Here is a 22,137-nt window from a genome sequence, read left to right as displayed (position 1 = left end):
AAATAACATCAATCATGTTTAAAAACTATTTAAAAATCGCCTGGAGAAACCTTCGAAAAAATAAAGGATATTCCATTATCAATATTGGAGGATTAGCACTGGGAATGGCAGTGGCTCTTATTATTGGATTTTGGATGTATGATGAGTTAACTAGAGATAGTTATTTTAAGAATAAGGATAAAATTGCTCAAGTTTATCAATCACAGGCTTTTAATGGCAGAATAGATACTGGACCAGCCATACCGTTACCTCTTGAACCCGCCTTACGAGATGGGTATGCTGACAATTTTAAACATATTATGATGGCATCTTGGACTCAAGATAGTTACATAAAGTATAAAGAAAATAGTATTTCTCGTCCAGGAAATTACATGCAACCTGTAGCACCTGAATTATTGAATTTAGAGATTCTTAAAGGTGAAAAAGATGGGCTTAGAGAAATTAATTCTATTATGATTTCAAAATCTACCGCAGATGCATTATTCGGTAAAGAAGACCCTATAGGAAAGATACTTAAAATTAGTAATCAGTATGATTTAAATGTAACGGCAGTTTATCAGGATATTCCTTTTAACAACACTTTTAATAGTACAGATTATATAATTCCATGGGATAATTATGTTGCCAATCGGGAATGGATAAAAAATTCTTTAGATCATTGGGATAACAACTCATTTCAGATGTTTGTTCAATTAGCTGAAAATGCAGATATGGAATCGGTTTCTGAAACAATCCGGAACGTGAAAAAAGACCTTAATGAAGATACCGCTGAATTTAACCCCCAACTATTTCTTCTACCTATGGAAGATTGGTATTTGCGTAATAATTTTGAGGATGGCAAGCAAGTAGGCGGACGTATAAAGTATGTTTGGCTTTTTGGGATTATAGGAGCTTTTGTATTACTATTGGCATGTATTAATTTTATGAACCTTAGTACAGCACGTTCTGAAAAAAGAGCCAAAGAAGTAGGCGTTAGAAAATCTATTGGTTCGCAAAAGGGTCAGCTCATTTATCAATTTTTGAGTGAGTCTTTTTTGGTAGTTCTTTTCGCTTTTGTGGTTGCCATTGCTATAGTTCTTCTTTCTTTAGACGGCTTTAATGAGTTAGCCAGTAAGGAAATTACGTTTCCATGGGGCATTGGTATGTTTTGGTTGATTTCGGTTGGGTTTATAATATTCACAGCTTTATTGGCGGGGAGTTATCCTGCTTTATACCTCTCTTCTTTTAAGCCTGTCGATGTATTGAAAGGTACCTTCAAGACTGGGAAATACGCGAGCTTGCCGCGAAAAATATTAGTAGTGATACAATTTACGGTTTCCGTTGCTTTTATTATAGGAACCGTAATTGTTATGCAGCAAATTAATTATGCTAAAAATAGACCAATAGGTTATGATCGAAATGGTTTGATACAAATACCAACTTGGTCGGCAGATTTTCAGGGTAAAACAGATATAATGCGCGAGCAGTTTATAAAATCTGGAGCCGTTACGGCTATGGCTACATCTAGTAGTCCAACAACACGGGTTTGGTCTAATAGAAGTGGTTTTACTTGGGAAGGAAAACCAGACGGATTTCAGGAAGATTTTGCTTGGACGGAGGTATCGCCCGAATATGCTTCTACTCTTAACTTAAAGGTTGTGCAAGGAAGAGATTTTTCTAGAGATATGGCCTCGGATTCTTTGGGGATATTAATTAACAGAACTGCTGTTAAGTATATGGGACTCGAAAATCCGGTTGGTACCGTTATACGTGATTCGGATAAAGAAAACCTAACCCCATCTATGAAAATTTTAGGCGTTGTAGAAGACATCATTTCGCAATCGCCATATGAACCTGTGAAGCAAGCTTGGTACGTATATGACCGTAATAACAATTTTAGTTACTATAATTTACGTTTGAATCCTGGGCAAAGTGCTAAACAAAATCTGGCAATTGTTGAACGAGTGTTCAAAGAAAACTTTCCCGCAATTCCTTTTGAATATGATTTTGTAGATGATGAATATGCGGCAAAGTTTGCTGCAGAACAACGTATTGGTACTCTTTCAGGAATTTTTACCGCTTTGGCTATTTTAATTAGTTGCCTAGGATTGTTTGGCCTTACATCATTCGTTGCCGAACAACGAACTAAAGAAATAGGAGTGCGAAAAGTATTGGGCGCAACGATATTTAATGTGTGGAATATGCTTTCTAAAGACTTTTTAAAGTTAATTACTATTTCATGTTTTATCGCCATACCTATAGCCTATTATGTAATGAATGGATGGCTTCAAGAATATCCGTATCGTGTAATTCTTAAATGGTGGATTTTTGCTTTAGCTGTTTTTGGAGCCATGGGAGTAACTGTTTTAACGGTAAGTTTTCAAGCTATTAAGGCGGCAAAGGCGAATCCCGTTAAAAGCCTACGAACGGAATAAAAATTAAAATCAATTTAAAAATGGATATGAAAACACCTGCTTCTCGAATATGTCAACAACTTATTTATGTTATTTCGTTTTGTTTATTGTGTGTATCCCATATTGGAATAGCACAACAAAATAGCACTCCACTTGTAGATTCTTTATTTTCTAAAGTGTTGAATGAACATAGAAATTACAGGGTTATTCTACCTATAGATTACGATACGAATTCAGGTAAAAAACATGATGTTATTTATGTATTAGATGGTGAAACGGTTGTAAATGTTGTTTCTCCAATACATAGAATTGCATCGGATTGGGGAGAAGTCCCAAGGTGTATTATTGTAGGTGTAGATAATAAGTTCGTAGATGGAGTAGTAATGAGAAATAGAGATTTACTGCCAACGCATGTTAGTTCTTCCCCTTTATCTGGAGGTGCAAACAACTATTTAAAGTTTATAAAAGAAGAGTTAATGCCACATATCAATAAAAAGTATGCTACATCAAAACGCAACACGCTTTTTGGACATTCTCATGGAGGTACATTTACGATATATAGTATGCTAGCCGAACCTAATTTATTTAATGCATATATAGCTACAGATCCGTCATTGTGGTGGGATGGAGTCTATGTTACCAAAAAGCTAAAGGAGTCATTACCTAATAAACCAAATTTAAATGTAAAACTGTTTGTCTCTGGACGAAAGGGGTATCCCTATAAAAACATGGGAATTGAAACTATGGATGCTGTATTAAAGACAAATGCCCCCAAAAATCTTAAATGGGAAAGTGTTGCCTATGAAAATGAAACACACATAAGTGTTTTATTAAAAACGGTTTATGATGGTTTAAAGTTTGTTTATTAAGATGTTAAAAAATAGAACAATCATGATTAAAACTTATATTAAAATCGCCTGGAGAAACCTAAGAAAGCAGCCCTTTTTTACGTTTATAAATACCTTTGGATTAGCTGTTGGTATGGCAGGAGGGCTGCTTATTTCATTATATATTTATGATGAATTGAGTTATGATAAAATGTTCGCAGATTCAGAACGTATTCATAGAATTAATAACGACATTAATTTTGCTGGTGAAGAAAGAGTCTTTGCTGTCTCTCCTGCACCTATGGCAGAAGCGGTATTAAATGATTTTTCTGAAGTAGAATTGGCAACTCGCTTTAGAACTAACGGAAGTTTACTTGTTAGAAAACTTGATACTGAGGCAAATATCAAAGAGCAAAGGACTACCTATGTCGATGCTAGCTTTTTTGAAATGTTTGGAATTAACTTGTTAACAGGAGATTCTAATACCGCACTTAAAGAACCAAATACTTTAATTTTAACCAAATCATCAGCTGAAAAACATTTTGGGTCTACCAATGTTCTTGGACAAAGTGTTTTAGTAGATAATACTAATACTTACACTGTTGTAGGGGTTATTGATGATTTACCTTTGAATTCGTTTTTACGCGAATACACCGTTTTCATGTCTATGGAAGGTTATGCGGATGCTAAAATTGTGAATTGGGGGAGTAACAATTACCAAACATTTATAAAGTTAATACCTACTGCAAATGCAGAAGATATGCAGGAACAACTTGAAGGTTTTTTGGGAAAATATGTAATTCCGAATGTACAAAGATTTATGCCAGGTATTACTGAGGAGCAATTTAAAGCGGACGGAAATCATTTAATATTCAGTACCATGCCTCTTGAAGATATTCATCTTCATTCAAACATGGTTGCTGAGGTAACGCAAAATAATAATATTCAAAGCATTTACATCCTATCATTTATTGCTATTTTTCTTATTGTTTTGGCTGCCGTTAATTTTATGAATTTGTCTACCGCTCACTCGTTAAAAAGGGCAAAAGAAGTGGGTGTCAGAAAAACACTAGGTTCCAATAAAATAGAGCTTATAAAGCAGTTTTTAACGGAGTCTGGATTAATTTCACTTTTATCTTTAGTACTCGCAATGTTAATTGTGGTAATAGTGTTACCTTCTTTTAATTCGCTTGCTGGTAAAGACATTTCGTTACCATTTACAAATCCTGTTTTTTGGCTAATTTTGGTAATCGCAACAATTGTTTTAGCGTTATTATCTGGTAGTTATCCTGCTTTTTTTATGTCCAAATTTATTCCAGTAAAAGTACTAAAAGGAGGAGGTCAAAATAGTGTTGAAGGAGGTAAAGTTAGAAACTCATTAGTGGTATTTCAATTTACCATTTCAGTTTTCTTAATTGTAAGTACGTTGGTGGTATTTCAACAATTAAAATATATTCAGAATAAAGATTTAGGATTTTCTAAAGACCAAGTTTTAATTGTTAATGATGTTTATAATGCTGGGTCTAAAATGAATTCTTTTAAGGAGCAAGTAAAACAGTTAGCTTATGTTAAAAACACCAGTTTGTCTAGCTATTTTCCAACACCTTCTACTAGAGGTGATAACGCTTTTTCACCTCAAGAAGATGGAGGCAATTCGGAAAAAACCGTGAGTATGCAGTTTTGGGGAGTAGATGCAGATTATGTTTCAACTATTGGTTTAGAACTTATTGCAGGTAGAGATTTTGAAAACGGTAGAAGTAGTGATTCTACTGCAATTCTTGTAAATGAAAGAGCTTTATCCATAATGGGGCTATCTCCAAATGAGGCACTTGGCAAAAAATATGCTCCCATTGTAGGAGAAGAAAACCCTGTGTACTATACGATAATTGGAGTGTTAAAAGATTTTCATTTTAACTCTTTACGGGAAGGTATTGAAGCTTTGAGTCTTCATATGGGGGCTAGAGCTAGTGCTATGGCAGTAAAGTTGGAGGCTGGAGATTTTGCGCAATCTATTGCTGGGGTAGAAAAAGTATGGAATACTGTTGCTCCCGGCCAACCTTTTGATTACTATTTCATGGAAGATTCTTTTAGCGATACATTTCGAAATGAACAAAGGTTAAGTAACATATTTATTGTGTTTACAATGCTATCTATATTAATTGCATGCTTAGGGTTATTTGGTTTAGCAGCTTTTAACGCTGAAAAACGAACTAAAGAAATTGGAGTTAGAAAAGTGTTAGGAGCAAGTGTGGGTCAAATAACGTTTGCGCTTATAACTGATTTTTTAAAATTGGTAGGTATTGCTATAGTAGTTTCATTACCAATTGGTTGGTACGCAATGCATAAATGGCTTGAAGATTTTTCGTATCGAATAGAAATAGGTTGGTGGGTGTTTGTATTGGCGGCATTGTTGGCCGTAGGCATTTCAATACTTACGGTTAGTTATCAAAGTATACGAGCAGCTATTGTTAATCCTGTAAAAAGTTTACGAACGGAATAATAAATGGAAAAACATGAATAGTCAAGTGCTAAAAACAGTTTTAAGAAGTCTTGGAGGTAAGAAATTTTTATCCCTAACAAAAGTTTTAGGGTTAATCGTAGGGTATGCAGTTTTTCTTTTTCTAGCAGAAAAAATTCAATTTGAAGAGAGTTATGATACTTTTTGGGGGAGTGCTGAGAATATTTATAGGGTTGCTTTAGACGTTACCAATAAAGAGGGAGAAGAGTTAAAGTCTGCAAAAAATTTCTCAGGGTCTTCGGCTCTTTTAGATGCGGAGATACATGGTGTAGTTTCTCACGTTAATTTTGGAAAAGATATAGTGACTGTTTTTAATGGGCCAGATCAAAAAATACAGGATGTAGATTTTGCTTGGAGTGACCCTTCGTTTTTTGAAGTATTTGATAGAAAAATTTTGAAATCGGAGTCCAAAGAATTGTTAGAAAACATTCATGGTGTTACCATTTCGCAATCTTTTGCAAAAAAGCTTTTTGGAGATGAAAATCCTTTAGGTAAAGAAATATCAGTTAATGAGGGGTGGACGTATGTTGTGGATGCCGTTTTTGAAGATATACCCGCCAAGAGTCATATAAAAATTGATATGATTGGATCCTACAAAACACTCTTCTATTATATGCAAAATTTTGATAATAGAGCTCAAGTACTGATTGACAATCCAGATTATGAATTTAATCAGCCAACGCCATATGAAACTAGAAGATGGGGTGCGCCTGTAGAGTATCGTCCATATTGTTATGTTAAATTAAAAAAAGGAACTTCCATTGCTAGTATTAAAGCAATGGTAACACCATTACTAAAAAAAGTGGCGTTACCTCAAAATTTGAAAGATTCTAACATAAATTTTTTGTTTCAACCTGTAGCAGATATTCATCTAAAATCTAAATTAGAGCATGAAATTTCGGCTAATGGCAATGAAAAACAACTACTTTTTTTATATATAATTATTGCTGTTGTACTCATAGTGTGTATTATTAATTTTATCAATTTAAATACAATTTCTGCTATTGAAAGCTTAAAAGGCTTTACCATAAGAGTGCTTAATGGTTCTAAGCATGCTCAGATATTTCAAATAATGCTTATGGAGAGTTTTGTGTTTAATTTTTTCGCTTTGGCTATTGCAATACCATTGGCGCACGGACTTGTAGTTTCGCAGTTAGGATTATCTCAAATAGGTAATTCATCACTTTTCATAGTATTAGCAATAGCTGGTGGTATAACAGTATTGGCGGCAGCAATACCATTTGTTTCGATTGTAAAAAATAGAATTTTTGGAGCGTTAAAAGGAGGGAGTAACAGCATACGTCAAAAGTGGACGGGTCAAAAGGTAACGGTAACATTACAATTTGTAATAACAATTGTTTTAATAGTATCAACTCTTGGTATTTATAAACAAATGAATTTTATGATGGATAAGGAGTTAGGGTTTAATGGTAATAAAACCATTTATAGCTTTACTCCTATGACAATGAATCAACACCCCGATATACCAAATAAGTTACGGACATTTAAAAATGAGGTTTTAGCACTTAGCGGCGTAAATTCTTTTTCCGTAAGTTCAAGTATTCCTGGAAAAATGCCGCACCGCGAAAGCAATCAAGTAAAAGAAATAAATTCGGCAGAACCTTATGCAACAAGTTTTAATCAAATAAGCGTAGACGAAGGGTATATAAATACCTATGACATAAAATTACTTGCTGGATCAAATTTAAAAAACCAAAGCAAATGGAATTCAGATGAGGTGCTAATTAATAAAATTGCTATGGAAAAAATGGGATATAAAGACCCAAACAAAGCAATTGGAAAAGTAATTGTGATAGGCAATAAAAATTATGCAATTCAAGGGGTGATGGAAAACTACCATCATGTTTCTTTACATAATACGGTGCAGCCTACAATATACATGCAAAACTTGCAGTGGGATCATGGTGTAGGGTATTATTCAATGCAACTTACATCAAATAATATAACCGAGATTACTTCTCAGATAGCGGCAATTTGGGAGAATTTATATCCTAAAGAAGAATTTATATTTAACTTTTCTGATAGCACTTTTGAAAAACAATATGGCAGAGATCAGAAGTTTAATAAAACATTGAGTGTTTCAACTTTTTTAGCATTATTGATCTCTTGTTTAGGGCTATTGGGAGTAGCTTTATTTAACACTAAAAAGAGAATTAAAGAAATAGGTGTCAGAAAAGTTAATGGAGCAAAAATCAATGAGATTATTGTAATGTTAAATCGCGATTTTATAAAATGGGTTGTAATAGCTTACATCGTTGCTTGTCCTATTTCATGGTATGCAATAGATAAGTGGTTGGAAAATTTTGCATACAAAACTTCAATTTCATGGTGGATTTATGCTTTAGCTGGCGTTGTTGCAATTACAATTGCCTTGTTAACGGTTAGTTGGCAAAGTTTTAAAGCTGCTAAAAATAATCCAGTTAATGCATTACGAAACGAATAAAAAAATACATATGTTACTACAGTTAAATAATATTTTCAAGTGGGTACAATCAGGAGGACAACGTGTTTTTCTTTTAAAAGACATTAACCTTTCAGTTGAAGAGGGAGAATTTATATCAATAATGGGACCGTCAGGTTCCGGAAAATCTACCCTACTTAATGTAATAGGTATGTTGGATGGTTTTAATGAAGGTGAATATAATTTCATGGATGAACCTGTTCACACATTAAAAGAAAAGCATAGGGCAAACCTATATAAACAATACATAGGTTTTGTTTTTCAGGCGTACCATTTAATAGATGAACTTACGGTTAAGGAAAATCTTGAAATGCCATTACTTTATAATAAAACGTCAAGCTCTGAACGTAAGGCGTTAGTAGCGGATAGTTTAGATAGGTTTAATATTGTTGGAAAAAAGGATTTATTTCCGTCTCAGCTCAGCGGAGGACAACAGCAATTAGTTGGTATTGCAAGAGCTTTAATTACTAGCCCTAAATTAATTTTAGCTGACGAACCCACAGGAAACTTAAACTCCAAACAAGGGGAAGAAATTATGGAGCTATTTAAACAATTAAATAATGATGGTGTTACCATAATCCAAGTAACCCACTCAGAGAAAAATGCGGCGTATGGGTCACGAATAATAAATTTATTGGACGGAAGACGTATTTAAGTTTAAAATGATATTTTATTAAACTTATCTCCTTTCCAATAATTAGAGGATTTTTTATTAATGGCAATCTTTTAAGTATTGTAGTTGTACCAATTCCTCTAAATCTGTTCTTGCTGTCTGATTGGTTATGGAGTAAATAGTTTCTATCTCTTTTACAGTAAAAAATCTATTTTCATCTTTTTCTACCCAATAGAGAATTTGTGCTTGGCGTTCATTAATACCCTTTATATGATTGACTTTTGTTAAGTGCTTTCGTTTCTTTTTGGCAATGTGTTTTTTTAAATCTTCAAACGCTTGCGTTAATACTTTTACTTGGTAATGAATAAAATAAGTGACATCCATATCATCAATTTCTGTGTATATATATGCTTTTTCATATTGCACTTTTGTTTTCATTATAATACGCGATATGGAAAGGTATTCTGCTAACCAATATCCGTTTTTGAGTAAATACCAATAAAAGATAGCTCTGGCGCTTCTTCCATTACCATCAATAAAAGGATGAATGTAGCCTATTAAGAAGTGTAGAATAGAGGCTTTAACTATGGGATGAATAAAGTTTTCTTTTGGGTTAGAATTGAAAAAATCACAAAAAGATTGCATCAGTTCTTGAAGCTCGTTATATTTTGGTGGAGTGTGAACAATCTCTCCTGTAACTTCGTTCATTACATGTACATCATTGGACGTTCTAAATACACCAATATTACCAGGTTCCAAGGTGTTTTTGGTAACTAATCGGTGTATTTCATGAAATTTTATTTGTAGCCATACATCTTCGACTTTCCAGTCTAAAAATGGAAGGTATTTAATTTTATCCCAATAAAGATAATCTCTATTAATTTTTAAATAATTAGGAAATAAATGTATATATTACTTTTTTTACAACCAAGTCTTTTTCAATATAATAGCTTTACCATCTCGCCCCTAAGCATTATCTTTGTTGTTTAGAATGAATACAAAGTAAGTTTGATTATGAAGTTGAAAAAGCAAGATATCCTTAAGGCCTTAGAGTTGATTACTGTACCTGGTGAAGGACAGAATATGGTAGAAAGTGGTGCTGTTAAAAACATTCAAGTTTTTGGAGATGAGGTAGAAGTAGATATAACTATTGGTAACCCAAGCCTACAAGCAAGAAAAAAAACGGAGGTAGAGATTTTAAAAGTTATTCATAAAGAAGTTTATGAAAAAGCAAAAATTAAAATCAATATAAAGGTTGATGCACCTACTCCAAAACCAAATAAGCCTAATGAAATAAAAGGGAAACCACTTCCTGGAATTCAAAACATAATAGCAGTTGCTTCTGGTAAAGGAGGTGTAGGTAAGTCAACTGTAACAGCTAATTTAGCGGTTACTTTAGCTAAAATGGGTTTTAAAGTAGGATTGTTAGATGCCGATATTTATGGACCATCCATGCCTATCATGTTCGATGTTGCGAATGAAAAACCCCTTGCAACGAATGTAGATGGAAAATCCAAAATGAAACCGGTAGAGAATTACGGGGTTAAAATGCTATCTATAGGGTTCTTTACGCAACCTAACCAAGCTGTGATCTGGAGAGGACCTATGGCGGCAAAAGCGTTGAACCAAATGATTTTTGATGCCCATTGGGGAGAGCTAGATTTTCTACTTTTAGATTTACCACCGGGCACAGGAGATATACATTTGAGTATTATGCAAGCCATGCCAGTAACAGGAGCTGTAATTGTTAGTACGCCACAAGAAGTTGCCTTAGCAGATGCAAGAAAAGGCGTGGCAATGTTTCAACAAGATTCTATAAACGTTCCAGTTTTGGGTATTGTGGAAAATATGGCTTATTTTACACCTGAAGAACTTCCAAACAATAAATATTATATTTTTGGAAAAGAAGGGGCTAAAAATTTAGGAGAAGACTTAAAAGTACCGTTCTTAGGCGAAATACCTTTGGTACAGAGTATTCGTGAAGCTGGGGATGTTGGAAGACCAGCAGCAATGCAAACGGCGACGGCAATCGAAGCTGCTTTTGAAGAATTAACAAAAAATGTAGTTCAAGAAGTTGTAAATAGAAACGAAAGTTTACCACCGACGGATGCAATAAAAATTACAACAATGGCAGGTTGTAGCAGTGTAAAAAAATAAGGATATGACATCAGAAGAAGTAAAAATAAACGTGGAGAAAGCACTGGAAGAAATTCGACCTTTTTTACAAAGTGATGGAGGAGATATATCTTTAATTTCCATTGATGATGATAAATCAGTTAAAGTAAAATTAGAGGGAGCTTGCGTAGGCTGTAGTGTTAATCAAATGACGCTTAAAAGCGGCGTGGAAATGACTATAAAAAAGTATGTACCTCAAATAGAAGAAGTTATAAACGTAGCGTAGAAGGGTAATTAGCATAAAATCAAGAAAAATCACAAGTATAAATTTGACATTTTTTAAAATGCAATTGTTATATGATTAAAACCGATATTTTAATAATTGGTGCAGGACCTACGGGTCTTTTTACTGTTTTTGAAGCAGGACTTTTAAAATTAAAATGCCATTTAATTGATGCATTACCACAACCGGGAGGTCAATGTTCCGAAATTTATCCTAAAAAACCTATATATGATATTCCGGGATTTCCTGAAGTACTAGCGGGTGATTTAGTTGATAATTTGATGGAGCAAATAAAATCTTTTCAACCGGGATTTACCTTGGGTGAGAGAGCAGAAACTATAGAGAAGTTAGAAGACAATTCCTTTGTTGTAACGACAAATAAAGGAACGCAGCATAATGCTCCTATCGTTGCCATTGCAGGAGGGCTAGGTAGTTTTGAACCTAGAAAACCATTATTAGACAATATATCGAAGTACGAAGATAAAGGGGTTGCATATATGATTAAGGACCCGGAAGTATATAGAAATAGAAAGGTTGTAATTGCAGGAGGAGGAGACTCTGCCTTAGACTGGAGTATATTTTTAGCGGAAATAGCTTCGGAAGTAACTTTAGTACATAGAAGAAATGAATTTAGAGGAGCGTTAGATTCTGTTGAAAAAGTCCAAAATTTAAAGAACCAAGGGAAAATTAACCTTATAACACCTGCTGAAATAATTGGTTTAGAGGGTAAAGATAAGCTTGAGACTGTTCTGATAAGAAAAAATAAAGAAGAGGAGATAGTTTTAAAAGTAGACGATTTTATCCCTTTGTTTGGTTTATCTCCTAAACTAGGACCAATAGGTAATTGGGGGTTAGAAATAGAAAAGAATGCCATAAAAGTAGATAATACACTGGACTACCAGACTAATATTCCTGGAATTTACGCTATTGGAGACGTAAATACATACCCCGGAAAACTGAAGTTAATTCTTTGTGGCTTTCATGAAGCCACATTAATGTGTCAGAGTGCTTACCAACGAATTTACCCGGATAAAAAGTATGTCATGAAATATACTACAGTTGGTGGTGTTACGGGTTTTGATGGTAGTAAAAAAGAGGCTCCGAAATCTGTTGTAAAAGCAATAGATTAATTTTAAGTATTCCTTTGATAAAATTTAGCGTTTTATTTTTTTAACAGTGTTTTTTCGTAAAAGTAAAAGAGGAAGCGATACGCCAATAGTTAAAGAAATTAATATAAACAACATCGTAAATCCATTAGAGAATATATCTTGCATTAAAGCTGTTCTTTTAGGCACATCAACTTCAAGAAAAATAAAAGACATAATAGATAAAACAGTTTCGTAAGCAAAATAGCCGGGAATCATGGGTATTACGGCAGGTATAGAATAGACTACAGGAGGAAGATGAATTCTATGTGCTAAAGGCATACTAACTAGCCCTACAAAGGATGCCGCGGTTAAGCTTGCTAGTATTATATTGATATGAAAATCTAATAGGACAAATTTTATAAAACCGGCACCAAGGGCTAAAAGGAATACGGTAATAATTGCTTTTCTAGGGATATTAAAAAGGATAGCAAAACCAACAGCGGCGATTCCAGACCAAATAGCAACTTCCAATAAGTTTAGTAAGGTCGGTATCATTTTATTTGAAATATTAACATTGCCAAAAAAAGACCAAGAGCCATAGATAAAACAGTCATTACACCATGAGTAAAGCGCACCATACCATTTATTACATTTTTATCTAATAGGTCGGTAAAAGAATTAATTAACGCAACACCTGGGACTAGAAATAAAATGGAGGTCGCCAAGGTAGCTTCGGGGTTAGTACCTATATTATAAATTATACCTGTACAGGCTAGCATCGATGCTATAAAAGATGCTAAAAACACACTGATATAACCATTAAATTGCTTTTTATGAGCAAATTGAAGAACAAATAACCCAACCAATGTGCTAAAAAATGCAACTAACATATTTAGGTAATCTCCTCCAAAAATATTGCAAAAACCAGCACCGGAAAAACTCACTGCTATGAGCGTAATATACTTAGAATATTTTTTTTGCTCTTTTATAGAATCTATTTTTTCGGATATTTCTTGGAATGTCCATTGACCACTAATCGCGTTCCAACTGGCATTACTAATTCTAGAAATAATAGCGAAATCTATTTTATGAGGCGGTATATTTTTTACTCTGGTAAAACTTTTTTTTGTGTTATTATCCGTAATAGTAAGTATAATAGTTTTTTGACTTGTTAAATTGAATACTTCGCAGTTTAAGACAGATGCAAAGCGCGAAATACTGGTATTAACTCTATTTGTATTTGCTCCAGAAATCATTAATAATGAAGCTATTTGTAGTAATAAATCTGAAATTTCTTCTAAACTTTTTGGCGTATTCATTTGGGAAGAATAAGGTATAGTAAAGGTACCAAAATAGTATGTCTAAGTCAATATTTTGAGTTAAAATATCAGTCGAAATAGGTGTTTTTTGTAAGTAGGATATTACCTACAATGCAATTCATATACAATATTTAGGTATTCACAACTATTTATTTAAAAAAACACAAATCTGCCATATCTTTAAGAGGGTTCCTTTTGCCTTTTTTAAAAAGGCAGAAAAGATTTTTTTAGAATGAAACGGAGTATAAAACAAAGACATTTTTTAGGGATAATAGTGGTGTTTCTTTTATTAGGAGAATGCTTATTTGGCCAATGCCCTGGACCCGCACCTTGTACACCAGGAGCATTTAATAACGGATATGAGCAGATTGACCCATCTTCTATTGTAGGTGCTGTTTTTTGTTCAGGACAAACAAGAACATTTACCATTCATGTTGGTCCCGGAACTACAACCCAAGCAGCAACAGGAGATATAGAATATATTACTCTATTTTTCGATTTTGATTGTGATGGGGTTTTTGAATATAGCGTTAATGATTCTTGTAGTTATGTAAACCCAGGTGGTTGTAATGTAGACTTGTCCGTTGTAGCGCCAACTGTAGCTAGTGCTACAATGTATAATGGTAGAGCGCATTTGGTATATAACACGCCAACAACAGACCCTTGCGCAAATTTACCGGGGAGTATACGCCATGGGGAGATATTATAGATTTTACGATTACTGTGAATTTGCCACCAGAACCCGTATTAACCAGTAACGATTTGGATAATACTATTTGTAGTGGAGATAGTGTTACGTTTACGGCTACTGATGGAGACGAGTATGAGTTTTACGTAAACGGAATAAGTGCACAAGGACAATCCGCAACTGCTACATTTACAACCACGACATTAAATAATGGTGATGAAGTTACAGTAAGAGCCTTAGATAATGCCAATGGGTGCGATACGTTTAGCTCTGGAATTACAACAACAGTTTTAAATCCAACAATACTAACGGAACCAGATTCACAAACTATTTTTATGGGCGATACTGTAACTTTTTCTACTGTCATAAATGATGTAGATACATACCAATGGCAAGTGAGTACTAATGGAGGAGCTAGTTATTCTAATATATCTAATGGAGCTGGGTATTCTGGAGCAACAACAGCAAACCTTACCATTAGTAATGCAGAAATTGATAAAACGAATTATTTATACAGAGTACAAGCGTCTAGTTCTTTGGTGTCTTGTCCTTTAGTAACCTCCGTAGCTGCTCTTTTAACTGTAAGAGTAAGGTCTGTAATTACTAATAGACGTATAACGTATAGAGTAAACAAAAATTGAGTTGAGTCTATATCCTAGCTTGGTAGGTAAATAGGTTATAATATCTTCCTTGTTTTTCTATTAATTCATCATGTGTTCCTTTTTCCGCAATATGTCCGTTTTCAATTACTAAAATTTGATTTGCTTTTCGAATAGTACTTAATCTATGCGCAATTACAAAAGTAGTACGTCCTTCAGTAAGGGTTGCTAAACTTTTTTGAATTAAAGCTTCACTTTCGGTATCTAAATTAGATGTGGCTTCGTCTAATATTAATATTTTAGGATTTGCTAATATTGCTCTTGCAATAGCAATACGTTGGCGTTGTCCTCCAGATAATTTTACGCCTCGTTCTCCTATTAAAGTTTCTAATCCTTCATCAAAACGATCCGTAAATTCGTTTACATAAGCCGCTTTTACCGCTTCTTGTAACTCTTCTTCAGTAGCATTGGGCCTTGGAAAAAGAATATTATTACGGATACTTCCTTCAAACAAAAATTCATCTTGTAATACTACACCTAAGTGTTGTCTAAAACTATTTAAGTTTATTTTAGATAGGTCTTTACCATCTACGGTAATGGTTCCGGATTCGGGATTAAGAAAAGTGGAAGCCAGACCTGCAATGGTAGATTTTCCAGAACCAGAACTCCCTACCAAAGCAACTACATTGCCCTGTTTTACATCAAAATTAATATTATGTAATACTTCTTTACCTTCTTCGTATGCAAAGGATACATTAGTAAAAACAATATCTCCTTTAATTGTCTCTAGTACAGTTTTCCTGTTTTCTTCATCAGATTCAGGAGTCATATTCATTAATTCCTCTGTGCGATCTAATCCGGCTAAAGCCTCGGTTAATTGGCTGCCAATATTACTCATTTGAACAATTGGAGCAATCATTAATCCAAGTAAAAAAGTAAACGTTAAAAAATCACCTAAACTAAGGTCTTCTTGCATAATTTTATAGCCGCCAATACCCATTATTCCCGTAGTAGCAATTCCTAATAAAAAAGTAGAAGCGCTAGTCATAAATGCAGTTGCTGTTAAGCTTTTCTTTACATTTTGAAATAGTTTATCTACCCCTTCCTCAAAAATTTTATTCTCTTGCGCTTCTGCATTAAAACCCTTTATTACACGAACGCCACTTAAGGTTTCTGTTAATCTTCCTTTTACTTGGGCATTTATTTTCCCCCGGTCCCTAAATACGGGGCGTATAACCTTAAAAGCTTTTAATGCAATTACAGCAAATATGGCTAAGGGGACTATAGTAAATAAGGTCATACTTACACTAATTCTAAGTAATAGAATTAAGGAAACAACGGCAGTAATGGTTCCTCCTACAAGTTGTACCAATCCTGTTCCTATAAGATTACGTACCCCTTCCACATCACTCATAATTCTAGAAACTAATGCCCCAGATTTGGCATTATCAAAAAAGCGGATGGGTAAAGAAAGTACTTTTTTTTGCACCTGTGCTCTAAGCTCCGAAATTAAATACTGTGCTTGTATACTTAATATTTTAGTTAACAAAAAAGAAGTAATTGCTTGTACTGTAATAGCAAGAATTACAGCTCCTACTAGAAGCTTTAAAAAATCAATATCCTTGTTTGGGATAATATCATCCATTAAATACTTAAGAGATAACGGAGCAACAAAACTAGCAGCTTTACTTATTACAATCAATATTAAACCTATAAAAACAAGTTTTCTTCGGGGCCAAATTATAGTTTTAAAAGCAGTATAAATGCTAACTTTTTTATGAGACATAGTGTAGAATTAAGATAGTCCGCAAGGTAACTTAAAATAGTTGAGTTTTAAATTTTATGCTGTATAGAAGAGAAATTTTAAGAAATCTACCTCGGGAAAGCTTATAGGGGATTAATTAGGAACCTATTTTTTTGAAATAATTTTTAATTTCGATTATCATGTAAATATTAGTATTTGAAATAAGAGTCTAGTAATTTCACGAAGACTATAAAGTAAGGGAGTATGAAATATGTTTCGTTAGTATTTTTATTGATTTTTCTTTCATGTAAAACGGATAGCCAAAAGAATATAGATTTTTTTAGTAAAACGGTAAATCCAGAAAATGTAACGATTATTAGAGATAATTTTGGTGTGCCTCATATTTATGGAAAAACAGATGCAGATGCCGTTTTTGGTTTGTTATATGCGCAATGCGAAGATGATTTTAATAGAGTTGAACAAAATTATATATGGGCTATTGGTCGTTTGGCAGAAGTAGAAGGAGAAAAAGCAATTTATAGCGATTTACGAGCTAAACTTTTTATGACCGTTAAGGAAGCAAAAGCAAATTATGAGAAAAGCCCCATGTGGTTAAAAGAGCTATGCAATGCCTTTGCAGACGGTATTAATTATTATTTACACAAACACCCAGAAGTAAAGCCGAAATTACTTACCAAATTTGAACCATGGATGCCCATGTATTTTAGTGAAGGTTCTATAGGTGGAGATATAGAACGTATTTCTACTAAAAAAATAGAAGCTTTTTATAATAGTTGGATGGAGTTACCCGAAACCGAAATGCTAGAAATAAATAAGAAACAGGAAATGGCGGAACCACAAGGTTCTAATGGGATTGCACTCTCTGGAGATGTAACAAAATCGGGTAATGCCATGTTACTTATTAATCCGCATACTTCCTTTTTCTTTAGAGGTGAAGTACATGTGGTTAGTGAAGAGGGGTTAAACGCTTATGGTGCTGTAACATGGGGGCAGTTTTTTGTTTATCAAGGATTTAATGAAAAAACAGGTTGGATGCATACCTCTACCTATACCGATGTGATGGATGAATATTTAGAAACTATAATAAAAGTAGAGGGGACCTATTTGTATAAGTATGGCGAAGAATTACGACCAGTAGAGGAATCTGAAATTGTTTTAAAATATAAGGATGGTAATGCCGTAAAAGAAAATATTTTTCCAAAATATAAAACCCATCATGGCCCAATTACGCATAGAGTTAATGGGCAGTGGACAGCATCGGCAATGATGTGGAATCCCGTTAATGCTTTGAAACAATCTTTTATTAGAACAAAGCAATCTGATTATAAGGGTTTTCGCGAGATGATGGATATACGTACAAACTCTAGTAACAATACAGTCTATGCAGATGCAGCCGGTAATATTGCTTATTTTCATGGGAATTTTATTCCAAAACGGGATGCTACATTTAATTTTACAAAGCCTGTGGATGGGAGTAATCCTAAAACCGATTGGAATGGCTTACATACAGTAGATGAAAATATTCTATTATTAAACCCTAAAAATGGATGGTTGCAAAATTGTAATTCTACACCATATACAGCTGCTTTAGAATTTAGCCCTAAAAAAGAAGTATACCCAAATTATATGTCTATAGACAGGGAGAATTTCCGTGGAGTACATGCCATTAATCTTTTAAAAGGAAAGAAAGATATTTCGATAGATGGACTGATAGAATTAGCTCATGACCCTTATTTGCCAGCTTTTAAAGCCCTGATTCCAGGATTAGTAGAAGCGTATTATAAAAGACCCGATAGAAACTCAAAATTACAAGGAGCTATAGATGTATTGGCGAAATGGGATTTTAAAACTGGGAAAGAATCTGTTGCTATGACTCTAGCTCATTTTTATGGCACTAAATATTATAAGGAGGGAAACTATGAAAAAGGTATGACTCCTATGGAAAGAGTTGTTTATTGGGGAAACGAATCTCCGAAAGAAGAAAGATTACGAATGTTTGAATTGGCCCTAGATAAATTAATAGCAGATTTTGGCACATGGAAAATACCTTGGGGAGACGTTAATCGTTATCAGCGTTTAACTGGAGATATTCGCCAACCATTTAATGATGAGAAACCTAGCATTCCTGTTGGTTTTGCTTCAGGTCGTTGGGGAGCGTTAGCTGCTTACGGAGCACGTTATGATAATAACACAAAAAAAATATATGGTACTCGTGGCAATAGTTTTGTTGCCGTAGTAGAATTTGGGGAGAAAGTAAAAGCAAAAAGTATGCTAGCTGGGGGTCAAAGTGGTAACCCAAAATCGCCACATTTTAATGATCAAGCCCAACGCTATGTAAATGTGCTATTTAAAGATGTTTCTTTTTATAAGGAAGATGTATTAAAGAATGCAAAAAGAACATATAAATTAGGAGAGTAGTACTTAATATTACTCTTTAGTAATAATTAAAGTGGCTTTAGATCCTGTGGATAGTAGCCATTTATTGGCATAAATTAATTCTCCTTTATCATCGTATATATTTATTTGAGCAGTGTTAGGAGCAGATGTGCCAGTATTTAAGGCCTCAAAATCTATTCTGTTAAAACCTTTTTTTAAATCTGCATTAATACCTTTAAAACTGGAAGTTAATAAAATGTTATGTTCTACAACTACCCCGTTAAGCCATATTTTTACACGATCACCATCAACAAACTCATGATCTCTGCATACAATACCTACAAATTCACCATTGTTTTTTACGTCTCCTAAATATTGATCACCAAAATGGTCTTTAGATCCTTCTTTCGGTTCTCTTGGGCCTATTTTGGTATCTATTTTTAAGTCATGTCCCGCTTGTACTAATTTTCTATCAGGTAACATTTTCACAGGTCTTCTGCCTAAAGAATCTTTTATGTTTATACCCGGAGGTTTGTTTATAACGGAAGGAATATTTAGAACAGGCCCTTTGCTTTTAGTATCGTTTTCTTCTGCCTTAATGCTTAAAGGATTTTCTGTAGGTAAATCTGATTGCGCACTACTCCAAGAAAATACCAATAAGAAAAAAGAAAGAAAACATAATTTATTCATGGGCATCATATACACAAGTTAATTAGAAGTAAACTATCCCAGAGCCAAACCATTAGATGTAAATTGTATACTAATTTTTAAATCTAGGAGTATTTAAATCTCGATTATCGAGGTAAATATAACAAATACCCTGCCATAGGGGTTTTAAGGGGTTGTTAAAATAGTAGATTTTAAATAAAAGTATTAAGAATTAAGACCCCTATTAATCCCATTACGCCAACAGTAGTTTCCATTACCGTCCAAGTTTTTAAAGTGTCTTTTACCGATAAATTAAAATATTCTTTATACAACCAAAACCCGCTGTCATTAACATGAGAGAGCATTAAACTTCCTGAGCCTATAGCTAATACCATAAGTTCTGGACTTACGCCTGTATTTTCAATAAGAGGCAATGCAATACCAGCTGCAGTTAAACCAGCAACAGTTGCAGAGCCTACGCAAACCCGAATTACTGTCGCAATTAACCAAGCTAAAAGTAAAGGGGAAATGGAAGAACCTTTAAGCATGTCGCCAATATAATCGCTCACCCCGCTTTCAATAAGTACTTGTTTTAATGCTCCTGCGCCCGCAATTATTAACAAAACCATCGTAATGCCAGAAACGGCAACTGAAATAGAATCCATAATATCTTTCATTTTTCTATTTCGGGCTAGACCTAGGGTATAGATGGCCATTAATACTGCAAGTAGCATTGCGATAACGGGGTTTCCGATAATATCTGCAATTTTTCTTATGCTACTAGTTTCAGATGCTAATAGTTTTATTACAGAAGAAAAACCTATCAAAATGACCGGTAATAAAGCAGTAAGTATACTAGTACTTGTTTTAGGCATTTCTTCTTTCGTTAGAACTTTAGGGCTTAAAAATTCTTTTAAAGGTTTGGCTTCAATATTTTTTATTGTTCTAGAAAATAGGGGGCCCGCAATTATAATAGCGGGTATTGCCACTAGAATTCCATATAGAAGAGTTTTGCCAATGTCTGCTCCAAACATTACGGCAATACCGGTTGGTGCAGGGTGAGGAGGTAAATAACCATGCGTTACAGAAAGAGATGCTAACATAGGTAAGCCTACATATAAAAGAGGCAATCTTGTGGAAGCGGCAATTGTGAATACAAGGGGAATTAATATGACAAAACCAACGGTGTAAAACATAGGAATACCAACAATAAAACCGGTTAATACTACAGCCCACTGAATATTTTTTTTACCAAATTTGGTAATCAATTCTGTTGTTATTTTTTGCGCAGCTCCGCTATCTGCTACTAATTTTCCTAGCATTGCTCCCAGTCCTAAAATTAAAATTAAATATCCTAAGGTATTGCCAATACCTAGCTGTATAGCGGATATTACTTTTTCTAAATGCATTCCTTCCGCAACTCCCACGAAAAGAGATACTATTATAAAAGATATAAAGGCATTAAGCTTAAATTGGGCAATAAGTATAAAAAGTAAAATAATTCCAAAAATAACAATTGCTAAGGGCATAGGAGTAATGTAATTGGTTATGTTGATAAACCCTTAAAGATACCTTAAAAAAAAGCGCATTCCAAAATCCAATGGAATGCGCTAGAATATGATTTATGCCAATAGCTATTAATTTTCTGTTTCGGGTGATATTGTAGAATAAACAAATCCAGCTAAAATAGCACCAATAATTGGAGCTACCCAGAATAACCATAATTGTCCCATTGCCCATCCACCATCTGATAGTACAGATTGAAAAATGGCTTGACTGGTGCTACGAGCAGGGTTTACAGAAGTATTAGTAACGGGAATACTAATTAGGTGTATAAGAGTAAGACAAAGTCCTATAGCTAAACCAGCTAAATATTTTGGAGCTTTAGAATGTGTTGTTCCTAATATTACAAAAAGAAAAACAAATGTCATTACAATTTCTGTAACCAAAGCAGATATCAAACTATAACCTCCGGGAGAATGCTCTCCATATCCATTAGCTGCAAAATCTCCTATTTCAAAATCAGTTTTGCCAGAAGCTATTAAGTATAAAATTGCTGCACCAGCAATAGCTCCGAGCACTTGGGCTATAATGTAAGGAACTAAATCTTTACTATTAAAACGGCCTCCCATCCATAAACCTATAGAAACTGCAGGATTTAAATGGCATCCAGAAATATGGCCAATGGCATATGCCATGGTTACTACAGTTAAACCAAAGGCAAGAGAAACACCTACAAAGCCAATTCCTAGTTCTGGAAAACCTGCTGCTAATACGGCACTTCCGCACCCACCTAATACCAACCAAAGTGTCCCAATAAATTCTGCTACTAATTTTTTCATTTTTTAATGTTTTTATGTTAATGTATAAATAGTGTTAGTGTTCTTTAAATATAATAAATTATACGCTAACTACATTAAAAT

The 22,137-nt window shown here is 34.0% G+C and carries 18 protein-coding genes; 11 read left to right on the top strand and 7 right to left on the bottom strand.

The window, feature by feature from the left end:
• Positions 1-14: 14 nt before the first annotated feature.
• Genes Q0856_RS08015 through Q0856_RS07995 form a run of 5 tightly spaced genes read left to right on the top strand, consistent with a single transcriptional unit; the run spans position 15 to position 8,875 of the window.
• The gene (locus Q0856_RS08015; protein WP_298504011.1) at positions 15-2,414 is read left to right on the top strand and encodes an ABC transporter permease; all 2,400 of its coding nucleotides are present in this window, start codon (positions 15-17) and stop codon (positions 2,412-2,414) included.
• A 20-nt stretch (positions 2,415-2,434) separates the two neighbouring features.
• On the top strand, positions 2,435-3,262 hold the full coding sequence (locus Q0856_RS08010) for an alpha/beta hydrolase-fold protein (RefSeq protein ID WP_298504008.1): 828 nt from the start codon (positions 2,435-2,437) through the stop codon (positions 3,260-3,262).
• A 22-nt stretch (positions 3,263-3,284) separates the two neighbouring features.
• A complete protein-coding gene (locus tag Q0856_RS08005) occupies positions 3,285-5,720 on the top strand; it encodes an FtsX-like permease family protein (RefSeq protein WP_298504006.1) in 2,436 nt (811 codons plus the stop codon).
• A gap of 13 nt (positions 5,721-5,733) precedes the next feature.
• Positions 5,734-8,202, top strand: a complete 2,469-nt coding sequence (locus tag Q0856_RS08000) for an ABC transporter permease (protein ID WP_298504004.1) — start codon at positions 5,734-5,736, stop codon at positions 8,200-8,202.
• Between the two features lie 10 nt (positions 8,203-8,212).
• Positions 8,213-8,875, top strand: coding sequence for an ABC transporter ATP-binding protein (locus tag Q0856_RS07995; protein WP_298504001.1), 663 nt, complete (start codon positions 8,213-8,215; stop codon positions 8,873-8,875).
• Positions 8,876-8,932: 57 nt separating this feature from the next.
• On the opposite strand, the gene Q0856_RS07990 is transcribed toward Q0856_RS07995, so the two are convergent.
• Complete coding sequence (locus tag Q0856_RS07990; protein WP_298504044.1) at positions 8,933-9,619, bottom strand: Fic family protein; 687 nt, start codon at positions 9,617-9,619, stop codon at positions 8,933-8,935.
• Between the two features lie 228 nt (positions 9,620-9,847).
• Between Q0856_RS07990 and Q0856_RS07985 the strand changes: the two genes are divergently transcribed.
• From Q0856_RS07985 to Q0856_RS07975, 3 genes are all read left to right on the top strand, one after another.
• Entirely contained in the window at positions 9,848-10,990 is a 1,143-nt protein-coding gene (locus Q0856_RS07985) for an Mrp/NBP35 family ATP-binding protein (protein WP_298477455.1), read from the top strand.
• 4 nt (positions 10,991-10,994) lie between these two features.
• Positions 10,995-11,234: a NifU family protein gene (locus Q0856_RS07980; protein ID WP_298503998.1), complete on the top strand. Its 240-nt coding sequence runs from the start codon at positions 10,995-10,997 to the stop codon at positions 11,232-11,234.
• 71 nt (positions 11,235-11,305) lie between these two features.
• Positions 11,306-12,361 carry an NAD(P)/FAD-dependent oxidoreductase gene (locus tag Q0856_RS07975; protein WP_298503996.1) on the top strand — a complete coding sequence of 352 codons (1,056 nt, stop codon included), beginning with the start codon at positions 11,306-11,308 and terminating at the stop codon, positions 12,359-12,361.
• 24 nt (positions 12,362-12,385) lie between these two features.
• On the opposite strand, the gene Q0856_RS07970 is transcribed toward Q0856_RS07975, so the two are convergent.
• Complete coding sequence (locus Q0856_RS07970) at positions 12,386-12,874, bottom strand: threonine/serine exporter family protein (protein ID WP_298503993.1); 489 nt, start codon at positions 12,872-12,874, stop codon at positions 12,386-12,388.
• Positions 12,871-13,638, bottom strand: a complete 768-nt coding sequence (locus tag Q0856_RS07965; protein ID WP_298503990.1) for a threonine/serine exporter family protein — start codon at positions 13,636-13,638, stop codon at positions 12,871-12,873. Before Q0856_RS07965 ends, Q0856_RS07970 begins: the two co-directional genes overlap by 4 nt.
• Positions 13,639-13,870: 232 nt before the next feature.
• Between Q0856_RS07965 and Q0856_RS07960 the strand changes: the two genes are divergently transcribed.
• Positions 13,871-14,347 carry a GEVED domain-containing protein gene (locus Q0856_RS07960; protein WP_298503988.1) on the top strand — a complete coding sequence of 159 codons (477 nt, stop codon included), beginning with the start codon at positions 13,871-13,873 and terminating at the stop codon, positions 14,345-14,347.
• A complete protein-coding gene (locus Q0856_RS07955; protein WP_298503986.1) occupies positions 14,302-14,967 on the top strand; it encodes a hypothetical protein in 666 nt (221 codons plus the stop codon). Before Q0856_RS07960 ends, Q0856_RS07955 begins: the two co-directional genes overlap by 46 nt.
• A gap of 7 nt (positions 14,968-14,974) precedes the next feature.
• Here the strand turns inward: Q0856_RS07955 and Q0856_RS07950 are convergent, their stop codons facing one another.
• On the bottom strand, positions 14,975-16,711 hold the full coding sequence (locus tag Q0856_RS07950; RefSeq protein WP_298503985.1) for an ABC transporter ATP-binding protein: 1,737 nt from the start codon (positions 16,709-16,711) through the stop codon (positions 14,975-14,977).
• 222 nt (positions 16,712-16,933) lie between these two features.
• Here Q0856_RS07950 and Q0856_RS07945 point away from each other — a divergent pair, with 222 nt between their 5' ends.
• Positions 16,934-19,108 (top strand): acylase, encoded by a 2,175-nt coding sequence (locus Q0856_RS07945; RefSeq protein WP_298503982.1) that lies wholly within the window; start codon positions 16,934-16,936, stop codon positions 19,106-19,108.
• Between the two features lie 9 nt (positions 19,109-19,117).
• On the opposite strand, the gene Q0856_RS07940 is transcribed toward Q0856_RS07945, so the two are convergent.
• The 3 genes from Q0856_RS07940 to aqpZ all read right to left on the bottom strand — a co-directional run bounded on the left by Q0856_RS07940 (position 19,118) and on the right by aqpZ (position 22,056).
• Positions 19,118-19,756, bottom strand: coding sequence for a hypothetical protein (locus Q0856_RS07940; protein ID WP_298503980.1), 639 nt, complete (start codon positions 19,754-19,756; stop codon positions 19,118-19,120).
• 170 nt (positions 19,757-19,926) lie between these two features.
• Positions 19,927-21,243, bottom strand: a complete 1,317-nt coding sequence (locus tag Q0856_RS07935; protein ID WP_298503977.1) for a gluconate:H+ symporter — start codon at positions 21,241-21,243, stop codon at positions 19,927-19,929.
• Positions 21,244-21,351: 108 nt separating this feature from the next.
• Positions 21,352-22,056 (bottom strand): aquaporin Z, encoded by a 705-nt coding sequence (aqpZ, locus tag Q0856_RS07930; RefSeq protein WP_298477480.1) that lies wholly within the window; start codon positions 22,054-22,056, stop codon positions 21,352-21,354.
• Between the last annotated feature and the right edge of the window lie 81 nt (positions 22,057-22,137).

Origin of the sequence: uncultured Maribacter sp., assembly GCF_947496775.1 — a bacterium.
Lineage (GTDB): Bacteria > Bacteroidota > Bacteroidia > Flavobacteriales > Flavobacteriaceae > Maribacter_B.
Note: the sequence above shows the minus strand (reverse complement) of the source record. Positions and strands in the feature narration are given on the sequence as shown.